At 56.6% G+C, this 15,379-nt stretch carries 12 protein-coding genes; 7 read left to right on the top strand and 5 right to left on the bottom strand.

The window, feature by feature from the left end; translation table 11 throughout:
- Window positions 1–28: 28 nt before the first annotated feature.
- The 3 genes from fhuA to hrpB all read right to left on the bottom strand — a co-directional run bounded on the left by fhuA (window position 29) and on the right by hrpB (window position 7,692).
- Window positions 29–2,230: a ferrichrome porin FhuA gene (gene fhuA, locus JHD74_RS19440; protein WP_024528311.1), complete on the bottom strand. Its 2,202-nt coding sequence runs from the start codon at window positions 2,228–2,230 to the stop codon at window positions 29–31.
- Window positions 2,231–2,486: 256 nt separating this feature from the next.
- Window positions 2,487–4,988, bottom strand: coding sequence for a bifunctional glycosyl transferase/transpeptidase (gene mrcB / locus JHD74_RS19435; RefSeq protein WP_024528312.1), 2,502 nt, complete (start codon window positions 4,986–4,988; stop codon window positions 2,487–2,489).
- 220 nt (window positions 4,989–5,208) lie between these two features.
- A complete protein-coding gene (hrpB, locus tag JHD74_RS19430; protein WP_199063333.1) occupies window positions 5,209–7,692 on the bottom strand; it encodes an ATP-dependent helicase HrpB in 2,484 nt (827 codons plus the stop codon).
- A gap of 34 nt (window positions 7,693–7,726) precedes the next feature.
- Between hrpB and thpR the strand changes: the two genes are divergently transcribed.
- The 6 genes from thpR (at window position 7,727) to folK (ending at window position 12,725) form a co-directional block, all read left to right on the top strand.
- A complete protein-coding gene (gene thpR, locus JHD74_RS19425) occupies window positions 7,727–8,269 on the top strand; it encodes an RNA 2',3'-cyclic phosphodiesterase (RefSeq protein WP_199063332.1) in 543 nt (180 codons plus the stop codon).
- Complete coding sequence (gene sfsA, locus JHD74_RS19420) at window positions 8,266–8,973, top strand: DNA/RNA nuclease SfsA (protein WP_021806247.1); 708 nt, start codon at window positions 8,266–8,268, stop codon at window positions 8,971–8,973. The genes thpR and sfsA overlap by 4 nt, the downstream gene beginning before the upstream one ends.
- A 207-nt stretch (window positions 8,974–9,180) precedes the next feature.
- The gene (gene dksA / locus JHD74_RS19415; RefSeq protein ID WP_021179742.1) at window positions 9,181–9,636 is read left to right on the top strand and encodes an RNA polymerase-binding protein DksA; all 456 of its coding nucleotides are present in this window, start codon (window positions 9,181–9,183) and stop codon (window positions 9,634–9,636) included.
- Between the two features lie 73 nt (window positions 9,637–9,709).
- Entirely contained in the window at window positions 9,710–10,621 is a 912-nt protein-coding gene (gluQRS, locus tag JHD74_RS19410) for a tRNA glutamyl-Q(34) synthetase GluQRS (RefSeq protein WP_199063331.1), read from the top strand.
- A gap of 293 nt (window positions 10,622–10,914) precedes the next feature.
- The gene (pcnB, locus tag JHD74_RS19405) at window positions 10,915–12,231 is read left to right on the top strand and encodes a polynucleotide adenylyltransferase PcnB (protein WP_233169600.1); all 1,317 of its coding nucleotides are present in this window, start codon (window positions 10,915–10,917) and stop codon (window positions 12,229–12,231) included.
- A complete protein-coding gene (gene folK / locus JHD74_RS19400; protein ID WP_024528318.1) occupies window positions 12,231–12,725 on the top strand; it encodes a 2-amino-4-hydroxy-6-hydroxymethyldihydropteridine diphosphokinase in 495 nt (164 codons plus the stop codon). The genes pcnB and folK overlap by 1 nt, the downstream gene beginning before the upstream one ends.
- Here folK and qseC read toward each other — a convergent pair.
- Together qseC and qseB are read right to left on the bottom strand one after the other, a co-directional pair.
- The gene (gene qseC, locus JHD74_RS19395; protein WP_199063330.1) at window positions 12,710–14,095 is read right to left on the bottom strand and encodes a quorum sensing histidine kinase QseC; all 1,386 of its coding nucleotides are present in this window, start codon (window positions 14,093–14,095) and stop codon (window positions 12,710–12,712) included. The two genes, folK and qseC, sit on opposite strands and share 16 nt — an antisense overlap.
- Window positions 14,092–14,754 (bottom strand): quorum sensing response regulator transcription factor QseB, encoded by a 663-nt coding sequence (gene qseB, locus JHD74_RS19390; RefSeq protein WP_199063329.1) that lies wholly within the window; start codon window positions 14,752–14,754, stop codon window positions 14,092–14,094. Before qseB ends, qseC begins: the two co-directional genes overlap by 4 nt.
- Before the next feature lie 162 nt (window positions 14,755–14,916).
- Between qseB and panB the strand changes: the two genes are divergently transcribed.
- A partial coding sequence (gene panB, locus JHD74_RS19385; RefSeq protein ID WP_199063328.1) for a 3-methyl-2-oxobutanoate hydroxymethyltransferase occupies window positions 14,917–15,379 on the top strand: 463 nt, incomplete at its 3' end.

Genomic DNA, 15,379 nt, shown 5'->3' with positions numbered 1-15,379 from the left:
GCGACCAAAGGCCGCCCCCATTAGCCGATTAGAAACTGAAGGTTGCCGTGGCGACCACTTGACGTTCTGCACCCCAGAAACAGCCATAGGTGGCGAAACAGCTAGAGACATACTCTTTATCAAACAGATTGTTAACGTTAAGCGCTACGGAAGAACCTGGCAGGTTGAAGCGCGCCAAATCATACTTGACCACGGTATTCCACACGGTGTAATCCGGCACTTTGAAGGTGTTGGCTTCGTCACCATAGGTCGAGCCGGTATAACGCACACCCGCGCCCAGCGTCAGACCACTCAATGCCGTTTCGTGGAAGGTATAATCTCCCCACAGCGAGGCCATATGCTTAGGAATGATCGCCGGCGTATTGCCTTTGTTGGTGGTGTCTGCAGTGTATTCAGCATCGGTATAGGTATAAGACGCCAGCAGGTTGACGTTAGCCGTCAGTGCCGCTTTGCCTTCCAACTCTACGCCGCGAGAGCGGATCTCCCCGGTTTGCTGCTGGAACCAACCTTTATCGGCATGCTCAACATCCGTGACCAGGTTATTTGACTTGGTCAGTTGATAGAGGGCAATGGTGGCTGAGACAGGGCGATCTTTTGGCATGTACTTCACACCAGCTTCATACTGTTCGCCTTTGGAAGGCACAAAGGCCTTGCCGTCAAAACCTGCGCCCACGTTCGGCTCGAAGGATTGTGCGTAGCTGACATATGGCGAGATGCCGTTGTCGAACAGATAGTTCAGACCGATGCGATTGGTAGACTGGTGGTCTTTCTGCTCACTGTAGGGGATCGTAGCCGCTTCAGTGCGATCCTCAACGGTGCTTTTTGCCCAGTCATAACGCGTACCGGCTGTCAGGATCCACTGGTTCCACTCGGCCTGTTCCTGCAGGTAAATACCCACCTGCCGTTGGCCATTGACCTTACTGGTTGGGTTTAACGCTCCCTTGGTATAATTTCCAAACTGCGGGTTGGCTAGATCCAGTGGACTCGCCACACCCCAGCCGCCCTGAATATCGTTACTCATGCGCATAAAATCTACGCCAGCCAGCAACGTATGATCCACGCGGCCAGTAGCAAACTTGGCCTGGCCCTGGGTATCGACGCTGAAGTTATTCAGACGCTCATCCGAAGCGATATAGTTACGGTTGAGGGTCGTATTGTCTGCATTGACCCCGGTGCCATAGATATTGTTCTGGTTGGTATGCAACTGCATATAACGCAGGTTCTGGCGTACGGTCCAGGTATCATCGAAATCATGGGAGAAGCTGTAACCAAACATGCGCGTCTGGCGCGAATAGAAGTTACTCTTTTCACCTTCGTTGAAGCTGGTTGGCAGCTTGCCATAAGGCGCGTTAACCACCGTTCCCTGCATCGGCAACCAGCCGTAGTAGCCGAGGTTAGGATCGTTTTGCAGGTAAGAATACAGCGTCAGGTTGGTATGCTCATCGGGCTGCCAACTGAATGAAGGCGCAATGGTATAGCGTTTTTCCTTGGCCATCTCCTGCTGAGCGTCAGCGTCTTTGGCCAACCCGGTCAGGCGGAAGGAATACTTGCCGTCATCATCCAATGCATTACTGAAATCAAAGCCAGTCTGGAACAGGTTATCTGTACCCATTTTAAATTGGATTTCTTTCAGCGGTTCCGTGGTTGGGCGCTTGCTGATCAGCGAGATAATCCCACCCGGGCTGCTTTTACCGTAAAGCACGGAAGAAGGCCCGCGCAGCACTTCGGCCCGCTCGAGGAAATAAGGATCGATTACGGCTTCGTTAAAATAGTCGCCTTGCAGCTTCAATCCGTCCAGATAGATATTCTGGTTGACCGAGCCAAAACCACGAATATAAACCGCATCATAGACGTTGGAGCTGCCGCGGCTGCCCACCATCACACCGGGGGTGAAGCCTAACGCTTCTTTCACCGAGGAAGGCTGCATAACGTCCATTTGTTCACGCGTGACCACCGATACCGATTGAGGGGTCTTCACTAGCGGCGTATCCGTTTTGGTGCCGGTCGCGCTGCGTTTCGCCACGATGGTGCCAACTGGGCCCCAGGCGCTTTCCTGTGAAGCACCACCGTTGCCGCCCCCTACCACCGTAATAGTATCGGCATCTGCGGCAGCCGTCGTCTGAGCAGCAACCGCAGGCAAGGTTAGCGTAGCCGCGATCGTGGCAGCCAAAACGCTTACGGGAAACAAGCCAGATCTGGCTGGTGATGAGGGATGACGCTTGGTCGGCATGTCTGGTTTCTCTGATGTAGTTTGATAACGAATGTGAACGATAATAATTATTATAAGCGCGGCATTTTATGCAGAAGGCTAACGGAACTGCAAGCGTATTTCGGCCGTAAAAAGGCTATGGGATTGGCGCGGTAACCGTATTAACAGAGTGGAAATAAAACCGACAACAAAAAAAGGAAAGCCCGTAACAGAACGCTACGGGCTTGATAACGCGGTAAAATTAAATGATAAATATGCTTAACATAACGGCTGTGGTTTATTTGCCAAACATATCTTTTATCCAGCCAGCAACGCCGTCGGCATCTTTCTGTTCGCCAGCTTGCTGCTGCTGAGTTTGTTGCTGCTCGGCCTGGCTTGCCTGGCATAGCCCCTGCGGGTTTTCAGTCCAAACCGGGATGGTGCGCCAACTGCTGCCACTACAGATAAAGTTACCGGCAGAATCAATACCCATTTGGCTAATGCCTTCCGGTTGTTGCAGCTTCAGCACCAGCGGCGTCTGGTTTTCCAGATAGCGTCGATACAGCGTCAAGGCGCCGTTGGCACCGGTCAGCTTGGCCGGGCCGTTATTGTCACGCCCTACCCAGGCAATCGCCACTTCCTTACCGTCGATACCGGCAAACCAGCTGTCACGCAGATCGTTAGTGGTACCGGTTTTAGCGGCCAGGTTGTAATTAGGGAACTTGACCGACAGCGAACGGGACGTCCCGCGTGCCACACCCTGCTGCATAGCGTACAGCGTCAGGTAAGCCGCCTGTGCTGGCACCATACGTTCCGCCTGCGGGAAGCTCTGATACAACACTGTACCGTCTTCCGCAATCACCGAACGCACGGCAGACAGTGGCGCGCGGTTACCCCCGCTGGCGATGGTCTGGTATTCCTGTGCCACTTCCATCGGCGTCAGGCCAATGGCCCCCAGCAACATGGAAGGCATTGGAGTAATCGCCGATTTAGGAATACCCAGTTTTTGCAGGGTAGCGCTGATCTGATCCAGCCCCACCGACATCCCCAGGTTGACCGTTGGCACGTTGAGCGAGTTGGCCAACGCATCCACCAGCATCACTCGGCCACGGAACTGACGATCGTAGTTATTCGGCTGCCACGAACTGCCATTAGACAGTTTGATCGACAGCGGCTGATCGGCCAGCCAGGTATTGAGCCGATACTTATCCGGTTCCGACAGCGCGGTCAGATAGGTTGGTGGCTTGGCCAGTGACCCTACCAGACGGCGCGCCTGCAGCGCACGGTTAAAGCCGGCAAACTGAGGATCGGCACCGCCCACCATGGCACGAACCTCTCCGGTAAAGCGATCGACAATCACCATCGCCGCTTCCAGATCGTTCAGGTGACGCGCAGCACGCAGCGCCGGGATACCGTCTTCCACCGCCTTCTCGGCCGCATCCTGTGAAACCGGATCCAGCGTAGTGAAGATCTTCACCCCGGAAAGATCGTTAACCTTGTCACCCAGCTTGGCCTGCAACTCCTGACGCACCAGTTGCATAAACGCAGGCTGCGGTGAAATCACCCCACCTTTCGGTTGTACACCCAGCGGGCGAGCACTCAGCATGTTGTACAGCTCAGCGTCGATCACCCCCTGGTTCTGTAACAGCTTGAGCACCAGGTTACGACGCTCCAGCGCCAGCGTTGGGTTACGCCAAGGGTTATACAGCGAGGCCCCTTTCACCATGCCCACCAGCAGCGCCTGCTGATCCAGACTCAGTTCATCGACCGGGCGACCAAAGTAGTACAGGCTGGCCAACGGGAAGCCACGGATCTGATCGCTACCGCTCTGGCCGAGATACACCTCGTTCAGATAAAGCTCCAGAATACGGTCTTTGCTATAACGGTAATCCACCAGCAAAGCCATGTAGGCTTCGTTGACCTTACGCCACAGCGAACGTTCGTTGGTCAGGAACAGGTTTTTTACCAGTTGCTGAGTCAAGGTACTGCCACCCTGCACCGCACGCCCGGCTGTCAGGTTGGCCACCACGGCACGGCCAATGGAGTAAAAGCTGATACCATCATGCTCGTAGAAATGGCGGTCTTCGGTAGCGATTAGCGTGTCGACCAGCAGATCAGGGAAACCAGAGCGCGGCACAAACAGGCGTTGCTCGCCATTCGGCGATTGCAGCATGGTGATCAGGCGCGGATCGAGGCGGAAGAAGCCAAAGTTACGCTGATTTTCCATGTTGACGATTTTCGCCAGGCCATTGTTTTGGAAATCGAGGCGAGCGTGGATCTGGCCTTCTTTGCCATCCGGGAAATCAAACGGGCGGCGCAGCATCTCGATGCTGTTGGCCTGCACGGTAAACTCTCCAGGCCGGGTCATGCGGCTGACCTGGCGATATTGCATCCCTTCCAGCAGGGCAACCATTTCTTTCTTGCTGTAAGGCATACCCGGCTCAAGGTTGACCATGCGGCCATACACCGCCGCCGGTAGCTGCCAGACTTTGCCATCGATGCGGCTACGGATCTGGGAATCCAGATAAACTCCGTAGATCGCCAGCAGCACCGCAATCACCAGGAACAGTTTTATCAGCAGGCCGAGCCAACGGCGCTTTTTACGCGGCGACTTCGCTTTTACCTTGGGCGGCATGCGTTGTTCCTCTTCGTCGTCATCGTACTCATCATCGTCATACTCATCCTGATACTCGTCTTCTTCATAATCGTCGTCACGCTGACGACGCGCCGGTTTACGCGGCACATTACGTTTTGGTTGTTTGCCTTTGCGCCCGATGGGCTCGCGGTCATCCCCAGCCATTGCGGTTCTTCTCCACGCTTGCAGCACTCTATACCCTATGGATTTCAAGCTGTAGCCAGGCGACAAGCTATCGCATCCCCAGGAGCTTACTTTTGGGTAAGTGACTGGGGTGTGATAGCGCAGGTAACAACGCTGCAGCTTGAAAGACGACGGGTCCGTTATTTTGTCGCTTAATCTGTCCCTAAGCCATCTGGCTGAACAGAAGAAACATCTGAATTCGTTACTGGTATTTCTTGGTGCGCCGGGTGGGGGCGGTATTGGCCGGGTCGTCTGGCCATACGTGCTTGGGATAGCGCCCCTTCATTTCCTTTTGCACCTCGCGGTACGCCCCTTGCCAGAAAGCGGCCAGATCGCCGGTGATCTGCAATGGCCGATGCGCCGGAGAGAGTAACTCAAGCACCACCGGGATGCGACCCTCAGCCAACGTTGGGCTATGCTGTTCACCAAACATCTCCTGTAAACGCACCGCCAATACCGGCGGTTTATCGGCATCGTAGCGGATTGGTAAACGACTGCCGGTCGGCACAGCATAATGAGTTGGCAGGGCATTATCCAGCCGTTGCTTTTGCTGCCAGTTCAACCGGCGGGCCAAGGCTTCAGCGATATTGACCTGCTTTAATCCGCGCAGATCGCGTACGCCGCTCAATGACGGCAGCAACCAGCTTTCCAGAGAGTCGAGCAACGTCTCGTCATCCACTGGCGGCCACTCGGCCTCTGGCAACCAACGCTGGGCACAGTGTAAACGCAGGCGCAACTGTTCGGCAGCGGTATCCCAATCAAGCACGGCCAATCCCTGGGCGCGGACCCAGTTTATCAGTGCCTGTTGCAGTTCCTCTTCCGCCGGTTTGGCCAGCGGTTGAGCCCGCAGCGTTAAGCGGCCTATCTGTTGGCGCTTCCAGGCCCGCAGGGTGCCCTTTTCTTCATCCCACTCGACGGCGGTCTGGCTGCTGACAATCTCAGGCAACCGAGCCACCAGCGCATCAATTTCGATCGGTAACGCCAGCAGGATACGGGCATCCGGGCTGTTATGGCCTTGCAGCAGGCTGGGAATAATCAACCAGGGAGCCCTGGAGAGCGCTTCGTCCTGATCCATCGCCGCGCCCAGGCCATTGGCCAACAGATAGCGGCCATCCTGTCCACGCCGTTGGGCGATACGATCGGCAAATGCCTGCGCCAGCAAAGGGGCGGCCAGACCAACGTCAATCTGTCCGCTTTTTTGCGGTAAGCGCTTACTTAATTGGTTTGCCCGGCGCTGCCAATGCGGCTGTGGGCGGCTCAGCCAATAGCCGATATCCATCTGCCCGCTGCGTGGCGGTTCCTCCAGCAGGGCAGCCAACATCGCCGCCGTGGCTACTCCATCGGCTCCCATCTTGGCACCGGCACACAGCATGGCCGCCAGTCTGGGTTCGCACCCCAACCCGGCCATTTGGCGACCAATGGCTGTGAGCTTCTCGCCGTCATCGATAGCTGCCAGGGTATGTAATAAACGGCGAGCAGCAGCTAATGCCGCCAACGGTGGTCGATCGAGCCAGGTAAGTTGATCCACATCCACACAGCCCCATTGCAGCAGCTCTAGCCAGAAGCTGGCCAGATCGCTTTGCAGGATCTCCGGTTCCGCATGTTCCGCAGCGCGCTCCGCCTGCTCTTTGGCAAACAAATGCCAGCAAATTCCGGGTTCCAAGCGCCCGGCACGCCCGGCGCGCTGGATCATCGAAGCCTGGCTGATGCGCTGGGTGACCAATCGCGTCAGGCCATTACGGACGTCATAACGCGCTACTCGCTCCAGCCCGCTGTCGACGACCAGGCGGATGCCTTCAATGGTCAAGCTGGTTTCGGCAATATTGGTCGCCAACACCACTTTACGCCGCCCGTGCTGCGCCGGTTGGATCGCCTTTTGCTGCTGTGTCAGCGGCAATGCGCCATACAGCGGACAGAGATCGGTATCCGCTGGCACCTCGCCAATGAGCCGTTCCTGCACGCGGTTAATCTCCGCCACGCCAGGCAGAAATAACAACAGCGAACCTGATTGCTCAGCCAATAGGCGCTTTACCGCCGAGGCAACGCCATCCTCCAACCGCTGGTGACTAGGTAATGGCTGGTACTGCCGTTCAACCGGGTAGCTTCGTCCTTCTGACACCACCACCGGCGCTTGCGGCAGCAGTTGTGACAAGCGCGCATTATCCAGCGTCGCCGACATAATCAGCAGTTTCAGATCGTCACGCAGGCCCTGTTGCACATCCAGCAGCAAGGCTAAAGCCAGATCGCCCTGTAAACTTCGCTCGTGGAATTCATCAAGAATAATCAACGAGACGCCCTGCAGTTCAGCGTCCTGCTGCAACATGCGGGTGAGAATGCCTTCGGTCACCACCTCCAGCCGCGTCTGCGGCCCGCTTTTGCTCTCGGCACGCATGCGATAGCCCACGGTCTGGCCCGGTTCTTCACCCAGCTGTTGCGCCAAGCGATACGCGACGTTTTTTGCCGCCAGCCGCCGTGGCTCCAGCATGATGATACGCCCCGGCAGCCCAGCTTTTGCCAGGATCTGCAACGGCAGCCAGGTGGATTTCCCGGCACCGGTGGGGGCATGCAACAACACCTGCGGGGCAGATTGCAGTGCGGCAAGCAGCTCATCAAGAACCGCGCTGACGGGCAATGAGGACACAAAACTCTCCCTGGGGTAGTTAATGGACGGCGCACATTGTAGCATTACGCCCCGTGTTTCATTGATATTCCGGGGTTCCATGTCCAGTTCGCGCCGCCTGTTCTTTGCCTTGTCGCTACCCGATGCCTTGCAGCAGCAGGTGATCCGCTGGCGTGCCGAGGCATTTAAACCCGAAGATGGCCGCCCGGTAGCCGCCGCCAATCTGCATCTGACGCTGGCCTTTCTCGGCGAGGTCAGCGCACAGAAAGAACAGGCACTAAAAACGCAGGCAGGGCGTATCGCACAAGCGGGTTTCAGCCTCAATCTGGACGATCTTGGCCACTGGCCGCGCCCCGGAGTGGTGTGGTTGGGCAGCAAACGCCCCCCACGCGCGCTGTTGCAGTTGGCGGAGTTGTTGCGTTCGCAAGCGGCCCGCAGCGGCTGTTATCAAAGCCCGTTGCCATTTCATCCCCATATCACGTTATTGCGGGCAGCAACCCAACCGGTCGCTATTCCTCCAGGCACGCCGGGTTGGCCGTTCAACGCCAGCCATTTCTCTCTCTACCAATCGTCGTTTGAACAGGGCCGCACCCGCTATCACGAATTAGAGCAGTGGCCACTCGGCCCACAGGATAAATCATGATCTTTGACCCACCGCTAAAACCGGCCACGCTCATCAAGCGCTACAAACGTTTTCTGGCCGATGTGATCACCCCTGAAGGCGAAACCTTTACCCTGCACTGCGCCAACACCGGCGCCATGACCGGCTGTGCTACGCCGGGGGATACCGTGTGGTACTCTACTTCGGATAACGCCAAACGCAAATATGCCCACAGTTGGGAGCTGACGCATACCCAGGCAGGCGACTGGATCTGCGTCAACACCCTACGGGCCAACACTCTGGTTCGTGAAGCCATTGAGCAGAATATAATCAGTGAATTATCCGGTTACAGTAAAATCACCGGCGAAGTGAAATATGGCGGCGAAAACAGCCGTATCGATTTGTTATTACAGGCAGAAAACCGGGTTGACTGCTATATTGAAGTTAAGTCAGTCACACTATTGCAACATCAACAGGGCTACTTCCCTGATGCCGTAACGCTGAGAGGGCAGAAGCATCTGCGTGAGTTGCAAAACGTGGTTGAACAAGGGCAGCGGGCGGTGCTGTTCTTTGCCGTGTTACACAGCGGCATCGATCGGGTCACCCCAGCAAATCATATAGATGAGCATTATGCGGTGCTACTAGCGCAGGTTCAGCAGTTGGGAGTGGAAGTTGTTTGTTACGGGGCAAAATTATCACCTGACGGTATCTCGCTAAGCGCTAAGTTACCGTTTTTTATTGGCTAGCGGTGCCGGGCACAAATAAATCGACAACCGGATATTGCGTTGCCAAATACGCCTTCCTTCACACCATTGTCAAGCAGGCGACAGGAATAATTGCCATCCCTCTTCCCTTCTGTTATTTATAGCGGCCTGTTTTTCCCCCGTATTGGGGATTCGACATACCCTACTAGCATTAAAGGGTATAGTGCGTGTGTATGTAGGAGAAGCAATATGCAAGAAGGGCAAACCCGTAAAACCTCGTCCTTGAGCATTCTCGCCATCGCTGGGGTGGAGCCGTATCAAGAGAAACCGGGCGAAGAGTACATGAACGACGCCCAGTTGACGCATTTCAGGCGCATCCTTGAAGCATGGCGCAACCAACTCAGGGACGAAGTCGATCGTACCGTGTCGCATATGCAAGAAGAGGCAGCTAACTTCCCCGATCCGGCAGACCGTGCCACTCAGGAAGAAGAGTTCAGCCTCGAACTGCGTAACCGTGACCGCGAGCGCAAACTGATCAAAAAGATCGAGAAAACGCTGAAGAAAGTTGAAGACGATGATTTCGGCTTCTGCGAGTCTTGCGGCGTGGAGATTGGCATTCGTCGTCTTGAAGCGCGTCCGACTGCCGATTTGTGCATCGACTGCAAGACGTTGGCCGAAATCCGCGAAAAGCAGATGGCCGGCTAAGCAGTTGTTACCTCCTGCGGCGCGTGCCAATAACGCGCGCCGCACAGAGTTAAGGGAAGTAATCCCTTCAGATATGCTAGCAAGTCACTATGTGGGGCGCTTTGCCCCATCGCCTTCCGGGGATCTGCATTTCGGTTCGCTGATTGCCGCTCTGGGAAGCTACCTCCAGGCTCGTGCTCAACGCGGGCAATGGCTGGTACGTATTGAAGATATCGACCCTCCGCGCGAAGTCGCCGGAGCTGCCGGGCGTATCTTATCCGCACTCGAACACTATGGTCTCCACTGGGACGGCCAGGTCATCTATCAATCCCAACGCTCTGAAGCTTACCGTGCGACCCTTGATTGGCTAAAACGCCAGGATCTCAGCTATTACTGCACCTGTACCCGCAGCCGCATCCAGCAGATCGGCGGTTTGTATGATGGCCATTGCCGCCAGTTACGGCTTGGCCCGCAGGGTGCCGCGATCCGCTTACGTCAATCAAACCCGGTATATGCCTTCCACGATCGGTTGCAGGGCGAGCTTCGGGCCGATCCAGCGCTGGCACAGGAAGATTTCATCATCCGCCGCCGCGATGGCCTGTTTGCCTACAATCTGGCGGTGGTGATCGACGATCATTTTCAAGGCGTGACCGAAATCGTCCGCGGTGCCGACCTGATCGAACCCACAGTGCGCCAGATTGCGCTGTATCAGCAACTACAGGCACCGGTTCCCGCCTATGTGCATTTGCCACTGGCGCTGGGGAACAACGGCATTAAACTGTCAAAGCAAAATCACGCCCCTGCGCTGCCCACTGGCGATCCACGGCCAGTACTGGTTGCTGCCCTGAAGTTTCTGCACCAACCGCTGCCGGAAAACTGGCAAGATCTTGATCTGCCGTTATTATTGAGCTGGGCGGTTGAGCATTGGCGGTTGGCAAATGTGCCACGTCAGCAAGCGATCCCGCAGTGTGAAAACACAACGGCATTCTCAAAACAGCTGGGGTAAGCTATGATTAGCCGCTATTTTTTTGTTAGCGCCATTTTTATCCGTCACTATCGAGGTGTACCATTTTTACCCGAGTAGCCAATTTCTGCCGTAAGGTACTAATCCGCGATGACAAGTTGACCCGCGAAGATGCGCCGGCCAGCGATAAAAACCAAGTCCGCGAAGAAAGCGCGCCTGCAGAACCGTTAGCAACAACGCCACCGCGCTCAACCGAGAGCGGCAGAGAGACACCTGCCCGCCGTCCAGCGCCGCGTAAACGCCCGCCATTTGTAGCCGCAGAGGGAACGCGCTCAATGACCGTTATCCCCCGCGATCAACATGCGATCTCGCGCAAAGATATCAGCGAAAACGCGCTGAAAGTGCTGTATCGCCTGAATAAGTCCGGTTACGAAGCCTATCTGGTCGGCGGCGGTGTACGCGATCTGTTGCTCGGCAGAAAGCCGAAAGATTTCGACATTACTACCAACGCCACCCCAGAGCAGGTGCGTAAACTGTTCCGCAACTGCCGCCTGGTCGGCCGCCGTTTCAGGCTGGCGCACGTGATGTTCGGGCCGGAAATCATCGAAGTCGCCACCTTCCGTGGCCACCACGAACAGAGTCAGGAATCTGACAAGAACTCCTCCCAGCAGGCCCAGAACGGCATGCTGCTGCGCGATAACATCTTCGGTACCATCGAAGACGATGCCCAGCGCCGCGATTTCACCATCAACAGCCTGTATTACGGCGTAGCCGACTTTGCCCTGCGTGATTACGTCGGTGGCATGCGCGATCTGCAACAGGGCGTGATCCGCCTGATCGGCGATCCGGAAACCCGCTACCGTGAAGATCCGGTGCGTATGCTGCGCGCAGTGCGCTTTGCCGCCAAGTTGGACATGACCATCAGCGAAGAAACCGCCGAGCCTATTCCACGCCTGGCCTCGCTGCTGCACGAAATCCCACCTGCACGTCTGTTTGAAGAAGCGCTGAAGCTGCTGCAAACGGGTTACGGTTACCAGACCTACCTGAAGCTGTGTGAATATCAGCTGTTCCAGCCGCTGTTCCCATTGATCGCGCGCAACTTCACGCCGAATCACGACACGCCGATGGAGCGCATTCTGGAGCAGGTATTGAAAAATACCGATCACCGCCTGCAAAACGACAAGCGCGTCAACCCGGCGTTCCTGTTTGCCGCCATGCTGTGGTACCCACTGCTGGAGCACGCACAGAAACTGGCGCAGGAAAGCGGCCTGGCCTATTACGACGCCTTTGCGCTGGCCATGAACGACGTGCTGGACGAAGAGTGCCGTTCACTGGCAATCCCCAAACGAATCACTACACTGGTACGTGACATCTGGCAACTGCAGTTACGCCTGTCCCGTCGTCAGGGCAAGCGTGCGCACAAGCTGATGGAACACCCTAAATTCCGTGCGGCGTATGATTTGCTGGCACTGCGTGCCGAAGTGGAAAACAACCCGGAGATGCTGCGTCTTGCCGAATGGTGGGATGAGTTCCAGGTGGCCACCGCGGCCCGCCAGAAAAACATGTTGAGCACGCTAGGCGAAGATCCGGCACCGCGTCGGGCTCGTCAACGCCGCCCACGCCGCAGGTCTCCAAATAACGAAGGAGCATAATGATCCGCGTTTATATCGCGCTGGGTAGCAATCTGGCGCAACCTTTGCAACAGGTGAATACCGCGCTGGAGGCGTTGGAGCATATTCCACGCACCCGTCTGATCGCTTGTTCGCCGCTGTACCGCACCAAACCGCTGGGGCCACAGAACCAGCCGGATTATCTCAACGCGGTGGTGGCACTGGATACCCAGTTGCCACCGGAACAACTGCTCGATCACACCCAGGCGATAGAACGTAATCAGGGCCGAGTGCGCAAAGATGAACGCTGGGGCCCTCGCACGCTGGATCTGGATATGATGCTGTACGGCGATCTGGTGATCGACACCGATCGTCTCACGGTGCCCCATTATGGCCTGAAACAACGTGAATTTATGCTCTACCCGCTGGCGGATATCGCTCCGGATCTGGTCTTCCCAGATGGTGAAACGCTGGCAGAGTGCCTGCAACGTGTGCCAAAAAACGGCATGACGCTGTGGCATCAGCCCAAGGCTTGAATACCGCTCCCAGACAAGGTTATCGTTGCGATAAACCCACCCTCCTGCCGATTGGCAAAGCTAACACGTAGCCCATGCAGGCTGGCAATCCGCTGCACAATAGACAAGCCCAGCCCGCTTCCCGTCTGTTCTTGCCCCGGTGGGCGATAAAAGCGCTCCCCCAGTCTTTCCAGATGCTCAGCCGTGACGCCAGGACCATCGTCCTCCACCGTCAGTTGCCGCTGGCTAAGCGTGACCGTAACCGTGCCACCGGCCGGAGTGTAACGTACCGCATTGTCCACCAGATTGCGTACCAACAGCGATAACAGCAGCGGCTGGCCCGATAATGCAGGGGGTTCGCCCTGCTGCTGGTAACGCAGTGTGATCCCGGAGGTATGCGCCTGTCGATCCAGCTCCGCCAGGGTCATCGGTACCCATTGGCACCAGTCGACCAAGGCCAGATCCTGCAAATCGGCGAACGAGTCCAGCCGGGACAAGGTGAGCAGTTGCTCCACCAGGCGCGTGGCTCGATCGATACCCACCGTCAGGTTGTTCACCGCATGTTCACGCATGGGCACATCGTCTCCCGCCAGTTGCACCACCTCAGTCTGCACCCTCAATGCGGCCAACGGGCTACGCAACTCATGGGCAGCATCCGAAGTAAACCGACGCTCACGCACCAGCAGGCTATTAATGCGCGTAAACAACGTATTGAGCGCCTCGACCAGCGGACGCACCTCGCTAGGTACCTGGTGTACATTCAGCGGCGTAGCGTCGTCTGGGGCTCGTTTACGCAGGCTGGCGGCCACCTCACGCAGCGGTCTTAGCTCGCGGCCTACCATCAGGGCAATCAACAACATCAGGATCGGCAACGTCACCAGCCAGGGCAGCAACTGCCCCATCACCAACCCCAACGCCATATCATGCCGATAATCCCATTCCTGGCCGACCACAATACGGTAACGGCCATCCGGGCTGGTGAGCCATAGCAATCGCCAGCTGTCGCTATCTCCTTTACGGAGACCATCAACAAACCCTTGCCGCTCGCCGTCAAACTGAAAATCCTCACCGTTCTCACCGTCATTGAGCAGCATGCGTCCATCGTGGGAAAAGATGGCGAACGCCAACGCATCATCGTCCTGCTCTCCGCGTTTACCGTGGTTCAGCATCTTCTTGGTTTTCGGCAGACTGCGCACTTGCTGATTAGCCAGTAAATCCCCCAGATCGGCAGTCGCCAGCCGTTTGGCAAACAACATCTGTTGGGTGTCGAACACTTCGTTGATATTGTGGCGCGTCATCATCCACGCCACCACGCTGGCAGAGCACCAGGTCAGCAATGCCAGCAGGCTGAAGATCAGGATCAGCCGCAACCGCAAACTCAATGACTTCACGGCTCATCCCCCAGCGTGTAGCCCACGCCATGTACGGTGCGGATAAAGCCGTTACCCAGCTTGCGCCGCAGATGATGGATATGGACTTCAACCGCGTTACTGCTCACGTCATCATCCCAGTTATACAGTTTTTCCTGGATCAGCGGCCGTGCCAGCACGCGCCCCTTGTTGTGCAGAAACAATTCCAGCACCGCCAGTTCGCGTGGGGTCAGCGTTACGGGTTCACCGTTGCAGCTCACGCTGCGCGATGCGGCATCAAACACCAGGTTGCCATGGACCAGTTGGGGCGTCAGTTGCCCATGGCGGCGACGGATCAACGCCTGTAAACGCGCGGCAACCTCCGTCAGGGCAAAAGGCTTGCACAGGTAATCGTCGGCTCCGCTTTGCAAGCCGCTGACACGCTGTTCCAGTGCGTCACGCGCTGTCAGGATCAGCACCGGCACATCCTGTCCGGCCTGACGCCACTGGCGCAGCAAATCCAACCCGTCCAACCCCGGCAAGCTGAGATCGAGGATCACCGCATCATAAGGAGCGCTATCCAGAGCGTTCTTTCCGATGATGCCATCGGTGAACCAGTCGAGGTTAAACCCCAGCTTGGTCAAGCCCGCCTTGATGCCATCACCGATCAGTTTGTCGTCTTCAATCAACAGAATTCTCATGCGCTCTCCCTTTGGACAGACCATTACATCATAAGCTTCTTAAGAACATCTTAACCATCAGCATCGGAGCTACCCACCCCTGAAGGGTTACAGTAGAATGACAGCACTTTTTACCACCGTGCTACAAATCCAGGCCGCGCGGTTACTGCAGGAGACGTTGTGATGAAACCTACCACCCTGAGCCATTTACGCCAGTGGAAGCAGGAGCAGCGCAAGTTTGCGACTATTACCGCCTACGATGCCAGCTTTGCCCAGCTGTTTGAAGAACAAGGTATTAAAGTATTGCTGGTCGGCGACTCGCTGGGAATGACGCTGCAAGGGCATGACTCAACGCTGCCGGTAACCGTGGCCGACGTGGCTTACCATACCCGCGCGGTACGCCGTGGGGCACCAGCCAGCCTGCTGTTGGCCGACCTGCCTTTCATGAGTTACGCCACGCCAGAGCAAGCCTGCCAAAGCGCGGCCGAGGTGATGCGCGCTGGGGCCAACATGGTCAAAATAGAAGGCGGCAGTTGGCTCTGCGAAACGGTGAAAATGCTCACGGAGCGCGCCGTCCCCGTCTGCGGCCATCTGGGCCTCACGCCACAATCCGTCAACGTGTTTGGCGGCTACAAGGTGCAGGGGC

It is taken from the genome of Serratia sp. ASV30, from assembly GCF_016428815.1.
GTDB lineage: Bacteria > Pseudomonadota > Gammaproteobacteria > Enterobacterales > Enterobacteriaceae > Chania > Chania fonticola_C.
The sequence above is the reverse complement of the archived record's forward strand: the minus strand, read 5'-3'. Positions and strand labels throughout refer to the sequence as shown.